Origin of the sequence: Corallococcus silvisoli, assembly GCF_009909145.1 — a bacterium.
Classification (GTDB): Bacteria; Myxococcota; Myxococcia; order Myxococcales; family Myxococcaceae; genus Corallococcus; species Corallococcus silvisoli.
Genome location: NZ_JAAAPJ010000027.1, coordinates 69,025 through 83,073, shown reverse-complemented (window position 1 = coordinate 83,073; position 14,049 = coordinate 69,025). Strand labels below are relative to the sequence as shown.

12 protein-coding genes are annotated in these 14,049 nt (G+C 71.5%); 7 read left to right on the top strand and 5 right to left on the bottom strand.

Annotated elements, in window-relative coordinates:
• Positions 1-4: 4 nt before the first annotated feature.
• Positions 5-1,813 (bottom strand): acyl-CoA dehydrogenase family protein, encoded by a 1,809-nt coding sequence (locus tag GTY96_RS35215; protein WP_143899863.1) that lies wholly within the window; start codon positions 1,811-1,813, stop codon positions 5-7.
• 181 nt (positions 1,814-1,994) lie between these two features.
• Complete coding sequence (locus GTY96_RS35210; RefSeq protein ID WP_328701110.1) at positions 1,995-2,573, bottom strand: hypothetical protein; 579 nt, start codon at positions 2,571-2,573, stop codon at positions 1,995-1,997.
• A 367-nt stretch (positions 2,574-2,940) separates the two neighbouring features.
• Here GTY96_RS35210 and GTY96_RS35205 point away from each other — a divergent pair, with 367 nt between their 5' ends.
• From GTY96_RS35205 to GTY96_RS35175, 7 genes are all read left to right on the top strand, one after another.
• Entirely contained in the window at positions 2,941-5,181 is a 2,241-nt protein-coding gene (locus GTY96_RS35205) for a protein kinase domain-containing protein (RefSeq protein ID WP_161667019.1), read from the top strand.
• Between the two features lie 97 nt (positions 5,182-5,278).
• On the top strand, positions 5,279-5,494 hold the full coding sequence (locus GTY96_RS35200; RefSeq protein WP_161667018.1) for a hypothetical protein: 216 nt from the start codon (positions 5,279-5,281) through the stop codon (positions 5,492-5,494).
• A 78-nt stretch (positions 5,495-5,572) separates the two neighbouring features.
• Positions 5,573-6,535 carry a CarD family transcriptional regulator gene (locus GTY96_RS35195; protein WP_143899869.1) on the top strand — a complete coding sequence of 321 codons (963 nt, stop codon included), beginning with the start codon at positions 5,573-5,575 and terminating at the stop codon, positions 6,533-6,535.
• Positions 6,536-6,629: 94 nt separating this feature from the next.
• Positions 6,630-7,142: a zinc metalloprotease gene (locus GTY96_RS35190; protein ID WP_143899871.1), complete on the top strand. Its 513-nt coding sequence runs from the start codon at positions 6,630-6,632 to the stop codon at positions 7,140-7,142.
• The gene (locus GTY96_RS35185) at positions 7,129-8,079 is read left to right on the top strand and encodes a hypothetical protein (RefSeq protein WP_161667017.1); all 951 of its coding nucleotides are present in this window, start codon (positions 7,129-7,131) and stop codon (positions 8,077-8,079) included. The genes GTY96_RS35190 and GTY96_RS35185 overlap by 14 nt, the downstream gene beginning before the upstream one ends.
• Positions 8,076-9,914, top strand: coding sequence for an ArnT family glycosyltransferase (locus GTY96_RS35180; RefSeq protein ID WP_143899875.1), 1,839 nt, complete (start codon positions 8,076-8,078; stop codon positions 9,912-9,914). The genes GTY96_RS35185 and GTY96_RS35180 overlap by 4 nt, the downstream gene beginning before the upstream one ends.
• A 147-nt stretch (positions 9,915-10,061) precedes the next feature.
• Positions 10,062-10,622: a hypothetical protein gene (locus tag GTY96_RS35175; protein WP_161667016.1), complete on the top strand. Its 561-nt coding sequence runs from the start codon at positions 10,062-10,064 to the stop codon at positions 10,620-10,622.
• A gap of 136 nt (positions 10,623-10,758) precedes the next feature.
• On the opposite strand, the gene GTY96_RS35170 is transcribed toward GTY96_RS35175, so the two are convergent.
• From GTY96_RS35170 to GTY96_RS35160, 3 genes are all read right to left on the bottom strand, one after another.
• Complete coding sequence (locus GTY96_RS35170; RefSeq protein ID WP_161667015.1) at positions 10,759-11,178, bottom strand: ATP-dependent DNA helicase; 420 nt, start codon at positions 11,176-11,178, stop codon at positions 10,759-10,761.
• A gap of 159 nt (positions 11,179-11,337) precedes the next feature.
• Entirely contained in the window at positions 11,338-12,522 is a 1,185-nt protein-coding gene (locus tag GTY96_RS35165) for an iron-containing alcohol dehydrogenase (protein WP_161667014.1), read from the bottom strand.
• Positions 12,523-12,535: 13 nt separating this feature from the next.
• On the bottom strand, positions 12,536-13,999 hold the full coding sequence (locus GTY96_RS35160; protein ID WP_201756678.1) for a glutamine synthetase family protein: 1,464 nt from the start codon (positions 13,997-13,999) through the stop codon (positions 12,536-12,538).
• Positions 14,000-14,049 lie beyond the last annotated feature (50 nt).

Here is a 14,049-nt window from a genome sequence, read left to right as displayed (position 1 = left end):
CGGACTACAGCGGGTTGTAGGGGTAGCCGCCGGCCTCTTCCAGGCCCGCCACCACCGTCTCCCGCAGCTGGGCGGGGTCGTACGGGGTGAAGGCGTCCAGCGCGGAGAGGCGCTTGAGCTCCAGCGCGAGCACGTCTCCCTTGAGCGTGGCGCACAGCGCGCGGCGGGTGCGCTCGAAGGCGCGCGCGGTGGACTCCATCGCGTACAGCCTCACCAGCGCCACGCGCACCGGGTCCAGCACGCCGCCGGCGGCGGACTGACGGGTGCGCGTCACCATGGAGTCCAGCGCGTACGCGTCCATCACCACGTCCGCCAGCGCGGCCATGACCTCCTGGTGCTTGTCCAGCTCCGTGCCGAACGCCTCCGCGGCCAGGCGCATGCCGTGGATGGCCAGGTGCTTGGCGCACTCGGCGGCGACCTCCTCGTGGGCCAGCGCGTCCTCGCGGCCCGCGCGGGGACGCTCGCCCCGGCTCAGCTCCTCCGCCACGGAGCGCCCCTGCGCGAACAGCGGCAGGTCGCCCTTCACGGCGCGCTTGAGGAGCATGCCGGTGATGAGCATGCGGTTGATCTCGTTGGTGCCCTCGAAGATGCGGTTGATGCGCGCGTCGCGGTAGGCGCGCTCCACCGGGTACTCCTCGATGTAGCCGGCGCCGCCGTGCACCTGCACCGCGTCGTCCACCAGGAAGCCCAGGGCCTCCGAACCGAAGACCTTCATGATGGAGGCCTCGGTGGCGAACTCCTCCATGGCGGCGATGACGTGCGCGTCGTAGTCCGCGTCCGAGCGCTCCTTCGCGGCGAGCCGCCCGTCCACCAGGCCCGCGGTGCGGTACGTCATGCTCTCCACCGCGTAGACGAGCGCGGCCATGCGCGCCAGCTTCTCGCGGATGAGCGGGAACGTGGCGATGGGCGCCTTGAACTGCTTGCGCTCCTGCGCGAACCGGAGCGCGTTGCCCAGCTGGAGCTTCATGCTGCCGATGACGCCCGCGCCCAGCTTCAGCCGGCCGTAGTTGAGGATGTTGAAGGCGATGCGGTGGCCCTTGCCCAGCTCGCCCAGCAGGTTCTCCGCGGGCACCTTCGCGTCCTCGAAGTAGAGCGGACAGGTGGACGAGCCGCGGATGCCCATCTTGTGCTCCTCCGGGCCCACGGTGAGGCCCGGGGTGTCCTTCTCCACGATGAAGCCGGTGAACTTGTCACCGTCCACCTGCGCGAAGACGACGAACACGTCCGCGAAGGCCGCGTTGGTGATGTAGAGCTTGGAGCCGTTGAGCAGGTAGTGCTGGCCGTCCGCGGAGCGCACCGCCTTCGTCTTCGCCCCGCGCGCGTCGCTGCCGCTGCCCTGCTCCGTCAGCGCGTACGCCGCCACCCATTCCCCCGTGGCGAGCTTCGGCAGGTACTTCGCCTTCTGCTCCGCGTTACCGAACCACACGATGGGCAACGACCCGATGCCCGTGTGCGCGCTGGACGTCACCGACCAGGAGCCCAGCAGGCTCATGGCCTCCGCGAGGAGCAGCGACGTCGTCTTGTCCAGGCCCGTGCCGCCGTAGGACTCCGAGATGTCCACGCTCAACAGGCCCAGCTCGCCCGCGCGGCGCAGCAGGTCGCGCAAGAGCGCGTTGTCCTTGCCCTCGATGCGCTCGGCCAGGGGCAGCACCTGCTCGCGGCAGAACTGGAGCGCCGTCTTGAAGAAGAGCCGCTGCTCCTCGGAGAACCCCTCCGGCGTGAGGATGCGGGTGGCGCCCACCTCCTGGAAGAGGAACGTGCCCCCGGCGAGGACATCCTGGGGACGCGAAGCGGGCTCGGTGACGGCGACCATCGACAACCTCCGGGGAGGGAGCAGTGGCCCCTCCGAAGCCTTCATGGAAAAAGGCGCGCGGCACTCTAGGGCGCGCGGCCCGCTGGGGGTAGTAGCGGCGCGAGCACGCGGCCTCAATGCGATGACGGTCCCCCCGGAGCGCGCGCCCGCCAGGAGGGCAGGAGACTGCGTGGAGCGCCGCCTACGGGGTTCCCGCGTCCCGCGCGGGCCTGGGCGTCGGGTACACGAGGCAGAGCGTGTCGAAGAGCCCGTCCCCCGGCGCGACGTACGTCCCGCCAAGCGCCCGCGCCACCTGCGCCAGCTCCGTGCCGAATGACGGGACGAGGCAGAGGTCCTCCGACGTGGTGAAGCGCCCCTTGAGCCGGGAGAGCTCCCGCCGCAGCGTCGCGATGTCCTGGCGCCCCGCACGCACCGGCACGGACGGGCCGTTGCGGTCCGGCCCGGGCAGCTTTCCCACGCTCGTCGCCAGCTCGAAGCCGTCCGCCCGCTGGATGATGCGCAGCTTCCCGGGCGCCACCTCCGCCAGCCACTCCCGGAAGCCCTCCTCGTCGCGCAGCACCAGCCGGTAGGCCACCGGCGCGTCCGGATGCCGGAGCCACACCGACGCCCCCTGCGCCCGCAGCACCGCCAGCGTGTCGGACACTTGTGCGAGGAACGTGTCCGGGTCACCCACCGTCAGCAGCACGTCCCGGCCCCGCACCCGCTCCGCCAGCCGGTCCGCGTCCCGGGTCCGGGACGGAACGAAGGACTGTGTGTCCATTCGAACCTGTTCTCCAGACATTTCCATGATTAGCAGTTGTTCTGGGAGAGGCTCGCCATAGACAGGGGCGGACGGGGGCGCGACGGTCGCGTCCACCCAGGTCCCGGCGTCCCCCAGGGGGGTAGAAAGGGCCCCTTCTCCGCTGGGCGGGTGGGTCACGGAGGACGCCGGCGGGGCGGCGCTCGCGGGGGTGGGCTCACGGCAGCCGCTGGAGGCCAGGTTGCTCAACAAGAGGAGGAAGAATGCACGGTTACGGGAGCGGGCTGGCGAGCGCAGCGGAATATTCCACCCTGAGCGTCTGAATGGTCCCATGATAGCGTCTCGCGATTTTCCCGAAGGACTCCCTCCAGAAGGAGCCGATTCGAACGTGCCGCAGCCTTCCGCGGGCCTCCAGTTCGGAAAGTACAAGCTGCTCGAGCGCATCGCGACGGGCGGCATGGCGGAGATCTACCGCGCCCGGATGACGGCGGTGGCGGGCGTCACGAAGCCGGTGGTCATCAAGAAGATCCTCCCCGGCTACGCGGACGACAACGCGTTCGTGTCCATGTTCATCAACGAGGCGCGCATCGCCCTGGGGCTGTCCCACGGCAACATCGCGCAGATCTTCGACTTCGGAGAGGTGGGGGGCGAGTACTTCCTGGCGATGGAGTGGGTGGACGGCCATCCGCTGTCGCACGTGATGCGCCGGGCCCGGGCCAAGGGGCTGCCCGCGCTGCCGCCGCCCCTCGCGGTGCTGGTGGCCATCGACATGCTGAGAGGGCTGGCGTACGCGCACACGCGGCTGGACGACAACGGCCGGCCGCTGCACATCGTCCACCGCGACGTGAGTCCGCAGAACGTGCTCCTCTCCTTCGAGGGGCAGGTGAAGCTGGTGGACTTCGGCATCGCGCGGGCACGGCTGGCCGGGCGCGGGGACACGAAGGCGGAGGCGGCGAAGGGCAAGTACGTCTACTTCGCGCCGGAGCAGGCGCGGGGCGAGGCGCTGGACGCGCGCACGGACGTGTTCGCGGCCGGCACCGTCCTCTACGAGATGCTCTGCGGACGCCGCCCCTTCGAGGGCACGCTGCAGGAGGTGCTGCGGAAGATCTCGCTGGGCGACTTCCCAAGGCCGCGCGAGTGGACGCCGGGGATCCCGGCCGCGCTGGAGCGCATCCTGCTCACCGCGATGGCCACGAGCCCGGATCAGCGCTACCCCACCGCGCAGGCCTTCGCGGAGGCCCTGGCGCGGCAGCTCCACGTCACCGCGCCCGACGTGTCCACCAGCGACCTGGGCCACTTCATGGGCTACCTCTTCGAGCCGGAGCTCGTGGAGGCGGGCCGGCCCGTGCAGCTGCCGCGCGAGTTCATCGCCCAGGTGGGCCGCTGGAGCGGTGTCGCGGAGCCGCCGCCCGTGCCGACGCCGCCGGAGCTGCTGCGCTCCACCCTCGAGCCGCGCGGGGTGCCCCGGGGCGACCTGACGACCCAGCCGCTCCCCACGCAGGCGGTGCCGTCCTCGCCGCCGTCCGCGTGGCACCGCTCCCTGCGCGGCTGGGCGGTGCGCGGCGCGCCGGTGGTGGTCGCCGCGCTCGTGGCCACGTGGCTGGGCCTGGTCGTGGGCGGCTCCAACACGTTCGCGGTGGAGCTCAGCTCGTCGCCCGCGGGCGCCAGCATCCGCGTGGATGGCCGGATGCTGCCGGAGACGACGCCCACGCTCGTCACCCAGCTGCCGTCGGACACGGAGCACACGCTGGAGGTGTTGCTGCCGGGCATGGTGCCCTGGAGCCAGCGCGTGCACGCCGAGCACGGCACCACGCTCGCGGTCCATGCCCGGCTCCTGCCGAAGCGGCCCGCCGCGGCGCGGGCCCTGGTGAACCCGGGCCAGGGAACCCCGCCCGTGTCCGGCGCCCGCTACCCCACGGGGGGACCGTTCACGCTCAGCGCGGTGGCGCACGCCATCCGCATGCCCCCACCCGCCGCGGCGCGCATGCGGTTGGATCCGTCCCGCGTCTACGGCCTGCGCGTGGAGGGGTACGTGTCGTTGGGCGGCCCGCTGCCGGTGGCCCAGGCGGTCTACTTCCTGGAGGGCGGCTCGGCCCTGGCCGCGCACGACAGCTTCGGCGTGGTGGGCACCGACGAGGTGCTGGTGCAGAACGCCTCCGCCCTCTCCGTGTTCTTCTGGGACGACCGCCGGGACGACAACCGCGGCGCGCTCCAGGTGCACGTGCATGAACAGACGAACGACGCGCTCCCGCCCCGGCAGGCCGCCGCGGGCGTCACCACGCTGCTCCTGGACTCGTACCGCCACGCCGTCTCCCTGTCGCCTCACGATGGCTTCACGCTGAAGGAGCTGGATCCCTCCACCACCTACCGCGTCGTCGTGCGCGCGGGTCCAGAGCCGGCTCGCACGCGCGGCTTCAACGGCGGCGAGGTGGACGCGGTGCTCGCGCTACACGGCGCGGGCGAATCCCCGGCCACGTCCCCCGGCACCCTGGAGGTCCTGGAGGTCAACCAGCCCACGGTGATGCGGGGCGCGCGCTGGCTGCGGCTCGCGTTCCCGGACGACGACCCGGGCGACAACTCCGGCGGCCTCACCCTGGAGGTGACGCCGGTGGCGCCGCTCCATCAATAGCGGGTGCCACCGGGCGCTACAGCCCGCAGGCGGCCTGTTGCTGAAAAATTGATCATCCGGACTCCGCCCCTACCCTGGGCCGCCACGGAGGACGCTCATGAAGAAGCTGATGGCGGTGCTGGCCCTGGGGATCGCGGTGATGGCCACGGTGGGACTTTCCACCCGAGTGGATGCGCGGCCTGGAAGCATGGCGGACGAGGGGCCGACCGATGCCCAGATTGACGCGGTCCTGGACGCGCAGGCACACGAGGTCATGGTCCGGCTGTTGGAAGCACAGCGCAATGCCCACGGGATGACAAAGCTTCCCCGGTAAACTCGTGGCATCCGGCGGGGCACGGTGCTACGACCGGCGCTCGCTTCGGTGCTCATCCCACCCGCCCACGAGGGGGCCATGCCAGAAGGGTCCGCTGCACTCCAGCTCCAGGTTGGAGACCGGGTCGTCTACCCCAACCAGGGGGTCTGTCGCGTCGCCGCCATCGATGTGAAGGAGGTGGCGGGACAGAAGCTCACCTTTGTCACCATGCGCCGGGAGGAAGACGGCGCCGTCGTGATGGTGCCGCAAGGAAAGATTGTCTCCATCGGCGTGCGCAAGGTGGCCAGCCCCGCGGACGTGGAGGAGATCTACGCGTTCCTCCGCTCGGACAGCGACAAGGCCGACCTGGACTGGAAGCAACGCGCGCGCACCAACCTGGACCGCATGACCCAGGGCGGCATCCTGGGCCTGGCGGAGGTGGTGAAGGGCCTCCAGGTCCTGAGCGAGCTGCGGCCGTTGCCCACCAAGGAGCGCGAGCTCTACGACAACGCCCGGCACCTGCTCGTCTCGGAGGTCGCCGCCGCGCTGGGCACCGCCGAGGCCAACGCCGAGGACTCCATCGACATCGTCCTCTTCCCGCCCGGCAAGGAGCGCCCCAAGCGCACCGCCGCCGAGTTCGCCCGGCCCGGAGGCGACGAGGACGACATGGACCTCGACGGCGACCTCATGGGGCTGGAGGGCGGAGAGCTGGACCTGCCCTCGGACGAGGAGCCGCAGGCCGAGCCGGAAGAGGAGTCCTCCGAGGAAGGCGCGGAGGAGGAAGGCGGCGAGGAGGCGGCCGAGGACGCCCCCAAGAAGCGCGGCCGTCCGCCCAAGGCCAAGCCCGCCGAGGGCGCCGAACCCGCGGCCCCGAAGAAGCGCGGCCGTCCGCCCAAGCCGAAGCCCGAGGTGACGGCCGCGGAGGCCGCCGAGCCCGCCGCGCCGAAGAAGCGCGGCCGTCCGCCCAAGGCCAAGCCCCCGGAGGGCGCCGCGCCCGCGGAGCCCGCCGCGCCGAAGAAGCGGGGTCGTCCGCCCAAGGCCCGTCCGCCCGAAGGCGAGTGAACCCCTGGACCCCACGGCCCTCCCGGCCGCCCGGCCCGCGCCCCTCGCGCGCGCCCGGCACCGCGCGAGGGCCTTCCCGCCGAGGTGACGCCCCGTGATTCGCGTCGTGACGCTGGACCCTTTCGACGACAAGCAGCTCGCCAAGTTCAACCGCACGCTCTACACGGCCTTCGGCGTGGGCAGCGAGCACAGCGGCTCCGCGGAGGTGCCCGCGGGCATGTCCGAGCCCCTGGACGCGGAGAAGCTGCTGGACGAGGTGAAGGGCATCCGGGCCTACAAGGACGACAAGGTGCTGCTGCTCACCTCGCGAAAGCTGAAGGACCGCGACCTGCCCAGCGGCAAGGCGCCCACGTCCGGCTTCGCGCGGTACGGCAAGGACCGGGCGGTGCTCTCCATCGCGCCGTACAAGGACCTGGAGACGGGCTACAAGGCCATCGCGCGCCACGCGCTGCACCAGCTGGGCACGCTGTGGGAGCTGCACCACTGCCTGGATCCGCGCTGCTCGATGTACCCACCCTGGACGCCGTCCTTCAACCAGGGCGACCACATCTTCTGCACCTTCTGCCGCGAAAAGAGCGAGCAGAAGATCCGTCTTGCCAAGTCCTAGGCTCGCGCGCGCCCTGCCCCTCGTGGAGCTGGGGGGCCTGCTCCTCGTCGCGCTCGGGTGCCTCGTCTTCCAGCTGCGGCTGCCGGGCCGGCTGCCCACGGACGCGGACGAGCGCGCCGTCGCGGACGTGCTGACCCGCGACGCGCGTCCTGGGGACGCGGTGCTGCTGTTCCCCTGGTGGACCGAGCGCGCCCGGCTCTTCGTGCCGCCCTCCGTGCCCGTGTACGGGTGGCTGGAGTCGGACCGCGCGGACCTGAGCGCGCACCCGCGCATCTGGGTGCTGGGCCAGCCGGAGCTGCCTCGCTCGGATGCGGCGGCGTTCGACGCGGCCTTCCTGCCCGGCCGCAAGGCGCTGGGCCCGGAGTCGCGGCTGGGCCCGCTGTCGCTGCGCCTCTATGAGAACGGCCGCTACCGCCCCCGCCACTGGGTGGCGAGCGAGTCCGCGAGCGCGGCGCGCGTGTACCTGGAGCAGCCGGACGGCTCCCGCCGCGACTGTCCATTCGACGGGCGCGCGCACCGCTGCCCCGGCCCGCCGCACCTGTACGTCGCGCCGGAGTGGCACGAGATCCTCTACGAGCCCCGGCACTGCCTGTGGATGCACGCGCCGGGAGGACCGCAGCGGCTGGTGGCGGAGTTCGCCAACGTCCCCTCGGGCATGGGCCTGCGGCTGGAAGGCGGCATCATCTTCGAGTTCGCGCACCCGAAGGACCCGCGCCTGAGCACCGCGTACCTGGGCGTGGACGACGCGGCCACGGGCGAGCGCCTGCTGGACGTGGCCATCCCCCCGGGCCGCGAGGGCGTGCAGAAGGCGGAGGTGGTGCTGCCGCCAGGGCCTCCTCGCACGGTGAAGGTCTGGGTGCAGGCGGACAACGCGGAGTCGCGGCAGGTGTGCCTGGACGTGATGGCGCTGGAGCCAGCGGTGGGGGTGAAGCCGTGACGGGCCGGGCGGCGACGCGCGAGGAGAAGCTCTCGGCCCTGGCGCTGTGGGTGCTGGCGTTCGCGGCGCTGTGGAGCACCGAGGCCGCGGTGGGCTTCACGCGCGACGAGAGCGTCTACTTCGCCGCGGCGGAGGGCTACGCGAGCTGGTTCCGGCTGCTCCTGCATTCACCCGCGCAGGCGTTCACCGATGCCGCCATCGTGCGCGCGTGGGACTACAACCACGAGCACCCGGCGCTGATGAAGACGCTGTTCGGGCTGAGCCACCTGCTCTTCCATGACGGCCTGGGCCTGATGCGGGACGCGACGGCCTTCCGGCTGCCCGCGTTCGCGATGGCGGCGCTGGTGCCCGCGCTGTGCTTCCTGTTGGGCAGCGCACTGTATGGCCGCACCGCGGGGTGGTTCGCCGCCCTCTCCTTCCTGCTGGTGCCCCGGCAGTACTTCAACGCGGAGCTGGCGTGCTTCGACATGCCGGTGGCCGCGATGTGGCTGCTCGTCGTGTACTGCTTCTGGCGCGCGCTGGAGGACACCCGCTGGGGCATCGCGTGCGGCGCGGCGTTCGGCCTGGCCATCGCCACGAAACACAACGCCCTCTTCCTGCCGTTCGTGCTGACGCCCTTCGCGCTGTGGCGCGCGTGGCACGCGAGCGAAGGCCTCCCGGAGGCCCGCGCGCGGCTGGGCCGCTTCGTGGGGCTCTTCGCGGCGGTGGCGGTGCTGTACGGCGCGCTCGTGCTGTTCATGGGCGGGAGCGCCGCGTTCCAGCGGCGGTTCCTGCTGCTCAGCCCGCAGACGCTGTTCTTCGTGGGGCTCGCGGTGGGCTGCGCGCTGCTGCTCCGGGACCTGCGGCGGGTGAGCCTGCCGGTGACGCGGGCGCTGGTGCCCATCGCCGCGATGGCGGTGCTGGGCCCCGTCATCTTCTACCTGCACTGGCCCTACCTGTGGCACGCGCCGGTGGACCGCACCGCGTGGTACCTGGCCTTCCACGCGACCCACAACCACTACGCCTGGTTCTACCTGGGCACGCTGATGCGGGGGCCGCCCTTCCCGCTCACCTACGTGGTGGTGAAGACGGCGCTGACGGTGCCCACCAGCCTCTTCGCTCCGATGGTGACGGGCTTCGCCGCGCTCGTGGGCCGGGCGCTCCTGAGCGTGAGCGCGCGCACGCGGGCCTGGGTGCGGATGCCCACGCCGGCGGAGGCGCTGGTGGGCGTCAACGCGGTGACGTCCATCCTCATCATCAGCCACCCGCAGGTGCCTCACTTCGGCGGCGTGAAGCACTGGTTCCCGTCCATGCCCTTCCTGGGCATCCTGGCGGGCGCGGCGGTGGCGCGCGGCTGCTTCGCGCTGTGGGAGGTGCTGAAGGCGCGGAGGCCGTCCGTGTCACCGCTGGCGGTGACCGTGCCGGTGTTCGCGCTGCTGCTGGCGCCCGCGCTGCTGGCGCTGGTACGGGTATTCCCTTACGGGACGGCGGCGTACTCGGAGCTCGCGGGGGGCCTGCCGGGCGCGGCGACGCTGGGCATGCAGCGGCAGTTCTGGTCCAGCCACGTCACCGGCGTGCTGCCGTGGATCAACGCCCACGCGAAGCCGGGCGCGCGCATCTACCTGCACGAGGTGAATGGCTTCTCGTTCCGCGACTACCAGCGCAACGGGATGCTGCGCGACGACGTGCGCGCGGTGAACAGCCCCTTCGACGCGGACATCGTCGCGTACCAGTACCACCAGGAGTTCCGCGAGCACGAGTTCCTCACGTGGCAGGCCTTCGGCACGCGCACGCCCGTCACCGGGCTGTACCTGGACGAAACGCCGCAGGTCGTTGTCTACCAGCGCCCGGAGTAATCCCGGCCTGACATAACGCAGAAGGCCATGTGCACGACCGTGCACTCGGCGTGCTGGCGAGCCTCACGGGCTGAGGGAACGGATGGGAAGTCGAGGGACCAGGGTAGGCTCCAGGTGTCTGCCACTCCACCCTGCTGGGAGGGATACATGACTCGCTGGACGGGATTGCTGACAGTGCTGGCACTGGGCGCGGCGTGCACCGACACGAAGCCGCCCGAGCGGGTGGCGCGGGCCCAGGTGAAGCGCACCGGCCCGGCGACGATGGAGGTCGTCCCCTCGGCGGGGCAGCTCCCCTACTGCATGCTCTTCACGATGTCCGAGAAGGGCGTCATCCGGCAGCTCACGCTCACGCGCGAGAACCGCTCCATCCGCTGCGACGCGAACAGGCCCGTCGCCAACACCAGCTTCCGGGTGCCGGTGCAGGAAGGGAAGGTGCGCCTCTACGTCTTCTTCTCCGACGACCGGGTGCCCGCGGGATCCGTGGCGCAGCAGCTCTACGACTTGCGCGACCGGGAGCGCGTCACCGCCATGGACCTGCGGCTGCCGGGGCGCGTCTTCGTGGAGACGCTGGAGTTCATGCCGGAGGCGGGCGAGCCAGAGCAGACGGGCGGCGTGGTGGGCGCGGGCGGTGTCGTGACGTCCCACGGTGGCGCGGGTGATGCCGACGCCGGTTCCAGCATGCTGTCGTTGCAGCCCGCGGCGGAATGACCGGCCGCGAGCCGGCGGGAGACACAGAGAGCCCGCGCCGGCCGCGTGCGTGTCCGGACGTGAAGAAGCCCGAGGGTGATGCTGCCCCCCGGGCTTCGGTGCTGCCTCGGAATGTGGAGGGCCGGGGCCCCCCTGCTCAGTTCAGCCAGCCGCCGTTGTGCGCCACCCGGTCACGCTGGGCCTGACGCTCGCGCTGCTGCCGCTCGCGCTCCAACCGGGCCTGACGCTCGCGCTCCTGACGCTCGCGCTCCAGCCGGGCCTGACGCTCGCGCTCCTGACGCTGCCGCTCCTGACGCTCGCGCTCCAGCCGGGCCTGACGCTCGCGCTCCTGGCGCTCCCGCTCCCGCCGCTCGCGCTCCAGCCGGGCCTGACGCTCGCGCTCCTGACGCTGCCGCTCCAGCCGGGCCTGCCGTTCGCGCTCCTGACGCTCGCGCTCCATGCGGGCCTGGTCCTGGCGGCTCACGAAGGGGGTGGCCGCGTGGTAGTCCGCCGCCATCACCGGCGAGCTCGCGATGAGCGCCACAGCCACCACCATCTTCTTGAACATTGCCTTCATGACCTGCCTCCGTGAGCCGCGTTGTTGCTGCGTTCTGAACCTTCTGACGGAGGAGGCGCCGGCTGATTCAAAGGCTCCACGATGAAGCGGGGCCGCCCCGATTCTCCTCGGAGCGGCCCCGGCGGAAACAATCCGAAATTGAAGCGGCGTGACGCCCGCTCAGTAGGCCTCGCGGGCCATCGCCAGCAGGTCCGGCTCGGTGACGGCGCGAGGGTTTCCCTGGTGGGACGCGTCCAGGAAGGCCTTCTCCGCGATGCGCGGCAGGTCCTTCTCCTCCACGCCCGCGTCGCGAAGCCGCGCGGGAATCCCGATGGCCTCCGCCAGCGTGCGCACCCGCTCGATGGCGTTGCCCGCGCGCACCTCCTCGCGCGCGTTGGACGAGTCCCCCAGCGCCGCGGCGATGCGCGCCAGCCGCGCGGTGCTCGCCGCGCGGTTGAACTCCATCACCACGGGCAGGACGATGGCGTTCGCCAGGCCGTGCGGCACGCCGGAGATGGGCGTGAGCGCGTGCGCCAGCGCGTGGCTCGCGCCCAGGCCCTTCTGGAAGGCCATGGCGCCCTCCATCGCCGCCGCCATCATGTCCGTGCGCGCCGCCAGGTCGCGCCCCTCCTTCACCGCCGTCACCAGCGACCGCCCCACGCGCATCACGCCGTCGATGGCCACCGCGTCCGCGAGCGGATGGAAGCCATTCGCGAGGTACGCCTCGATGCAGTGGGTGAGCGCGTCCATGCCCGTGGCCGCCGTGACCGACGGGGGCAGCCCCAACGTCAGCTCCGGGTCGATGATGGCGGCCTTCGGCAGCAGGTGCGGGCTGAAGATGACCGTCTTGCGGCCCGTGTCCGCCAGCGTCACCACGCCCGAACGCCCCACCTCCGAACCCGTGCCCGCGGTCGTGGGGATCGCGATGAGCGGCGGCAGGTCGTCGCGCACGTACTGGTCGCCGCCCTTCGCGTCGTCATACCGGCTGAGCGGCGGCTCGTGCGTGGTGAGCAACTGCACCAGCTTGCCCGCGTCCAGCGCGCTGCCACCGCCCAGGGCGATGACCCCGTCGCTCCGGTGCGCGCGGTATGCATCCAGGCCCGCGAACACGTCGCGCTCGGTGGGGTTGGGCTCCACGCCGTCGAAGACCGCGCAATCCAGGCCCGCGCCCCGGAGCACGTCCGTGACGCGCGCGGCGAGGCCGGCCTTCACCACGCCCGCGTCCGTCACCAGCAGCGGGCGCTTCATGCTCAGCCGCGCCGCGTGCGCGGGCAGCCTCTGGAGCGCGCCCGCGCCGAACACGATGCGCGTGGGCCAGGCCATCTCCGTGACACGCGGCTCCGCGGGAATGTCGAAAGGCTTCATGGAAGGTCCTCCTTCAGATGAGCTCCAGGTAGCGCTCCAGCTCCCAGGAGGTGACCGCCCGCTCGTACTGGCGCACCTCCCACTCGCGGGTGCGCACGAAATGGTCGACGAAGCCCTCGCCCAGGATTTCGCGGGCGCGCTCGCTGTTCCTCAGGAGCGCCACCGCGTCCTTCAGGCTGCGCGGCAGGGGTCGGGTGTTCTTCGCCTCGTAGGCGTTGGACAGCACCGGCGCGGGCGGCTCGATTTCGTTCTCGATGCCCCACAGGCCCGCGGCCAGGCTCACCGCCATGCCGATGTACGCGTTCATGTCCGCGCCCAGCTGGCGGTACTCGATGCGCATGGACTTGCTGCCGTCGCCGATGACGCGCAGGGCGCAGGTGCGGTTCTCCAGGCCCCACGTCGCGGTGGTGGGCGCCCAGGTGTTCTCCACGCTGCGCTTGTAGCTGTTGATGGTGGGCCAGTAGAGCGCCGTGAGTTCCGGCATCAGCGCCAGCTGCCCGCCGATGTAGTGCCGCATCAGCCGGCTCATCCCGTGCTTCTGCGACGGGTCGTGGAAGAGGTTGTCCTCCCCCTTCAGGTTCCACAGCGACTGGTGCACATGTCCCGAACAGCCGGGCAGCTTCGGGTGCACCTTCGCCATGAAGCACGCGGACACGCCGTGCCGCGCGCAGATCTCCTTCACCACCGTCTTGAACAGCGCCGCGCGGTCCGCCGCCAGCTCCAGCGTGTCGTACCGGATGGCGGCCTCGAAGACGCCGGGCCCCGTCTCCGTGTGGAAGCCCTCGATGTCGAGCCCGTACGCGTTGCAGCCGTCGATGAGGGCGTGCACCAGCGGCGCGTTGAGGGACGTGCGCAGCCACGAATAGCCGAACATGCCCGGCGTCAGCGGCGTGAGGTTCTGGAAGCCCTTCTCATGCAGGCTCTGGGGCCCCTCCTTGAAGAGGAAGAACTCGTACTCCGCGCCGAACTTCGGCAGGAAGCCGAGCTTGCGCGCGCGCTGGCCCATCTTCTGGAGCAGCTGGCGGGGGCTGGCCTCGAAGGGCGTGCCGTCCGGGTTCACGAAGTCCAGCAGGAACGCCGCCGTGTCCGGCTCCCACGGGATGATGCGCGCGGTGGACAGGTCCACCTTCGCGGGCGTGTCCGGGTAGCCCGTGTGCCAGCCCGTCACCTTCGTGTTGTCCAGCAGCTCGTCGCCCAGGTCCCAGCCGAAGACGACGTCGCAGAAGCCCATGTGGCTCTTCGCGGCGCTGTAGAACTTCTCCAGCGAGATGTACTTGCCGCGCCACACGCCATCCATGTCGATGGCGCCCACCTTCACCTTGCGGACGCCCTTCTCCTCCATCCACCGGCGCAGGGAGTCCATGTCCCCCTGCTGACCGGGCGCCGCGCGCTGCGAGCCCTCGCCGCGCTCCTTCGCGCGGACACGGCGGGCCATCGCCGGATGCGGGAGCACCTTGGCCTTGGGACGCGACGCCATCGGGACCTTCCTTTTCGTCATCGGATTCGCTGCGGTGGAGTGCGAAGGGG

What these genes read in the sequence shown, in the direction of transcription:
- GTY96_RS35200 (WP_161667018.1), top strand. Translation starts at nt 5,279, where the DNA reads ATGAAGAAGCTGATGGCGGTGCTGGCCCTGGGGATCGCGGTGATGGCC.
- GTY96_RS35165 (WP_161667014.1), bottom strand. Translation starts at nt 12,522, where the DNA reads ATGAAGCCTTTCGACATTCCCGCGGAGCCGCGTGTCACGGAGATGGCC.
- GTY96_RS35170 (WP_161667015.1), bottom strand. Translation starts at nt 11,178, where the DNA reads ATGAAGGCAATGTTCAAGAAGATGGTGGTGGCTGTGGCGCTCATCGCG.
- GTY96_RS35195 (WP_143899869.1), top strand. Translation starts at nt 5,573, where the DNA reads ATGCCAGAAGGGTCCGCTGCACTCCAGCTCCAGGTTGGAGACCGGGTC.
- GTY96_RS35210 (WP_328701110.1), bottom strand. Translation starts at nt 2,573, where the DNA reads ATGGACACACAGTCCTTCGTTCCGTCCCGGACCCGGGACGCGGACCGG.
- GTY96_RS35175 (WP_161667016.1), top strand. Translation starts at nt 10,062, where the DNA reads ATGACTCGCTGGACGGGATTGCTGACAGTGCTGGCACTGGGCGCGGCG.
- GTY96_RS35215 (WP_143899863.1), bottom strand. Translation starts at nt 1,813, where the DNA reads ATGGTCGCCGTCACCGAGCCCGCTTCGCGTCCCCAGGATGTCCTCGCC.
- GTY96_RS35160 (WP_201756678.1), bottom strand. Translation starts at nt 13,999, where the DNA reads ATGGCGTCGCGTCCCAAGGCCAAGGTGCTCCCGCATCCGGCGATGGCC.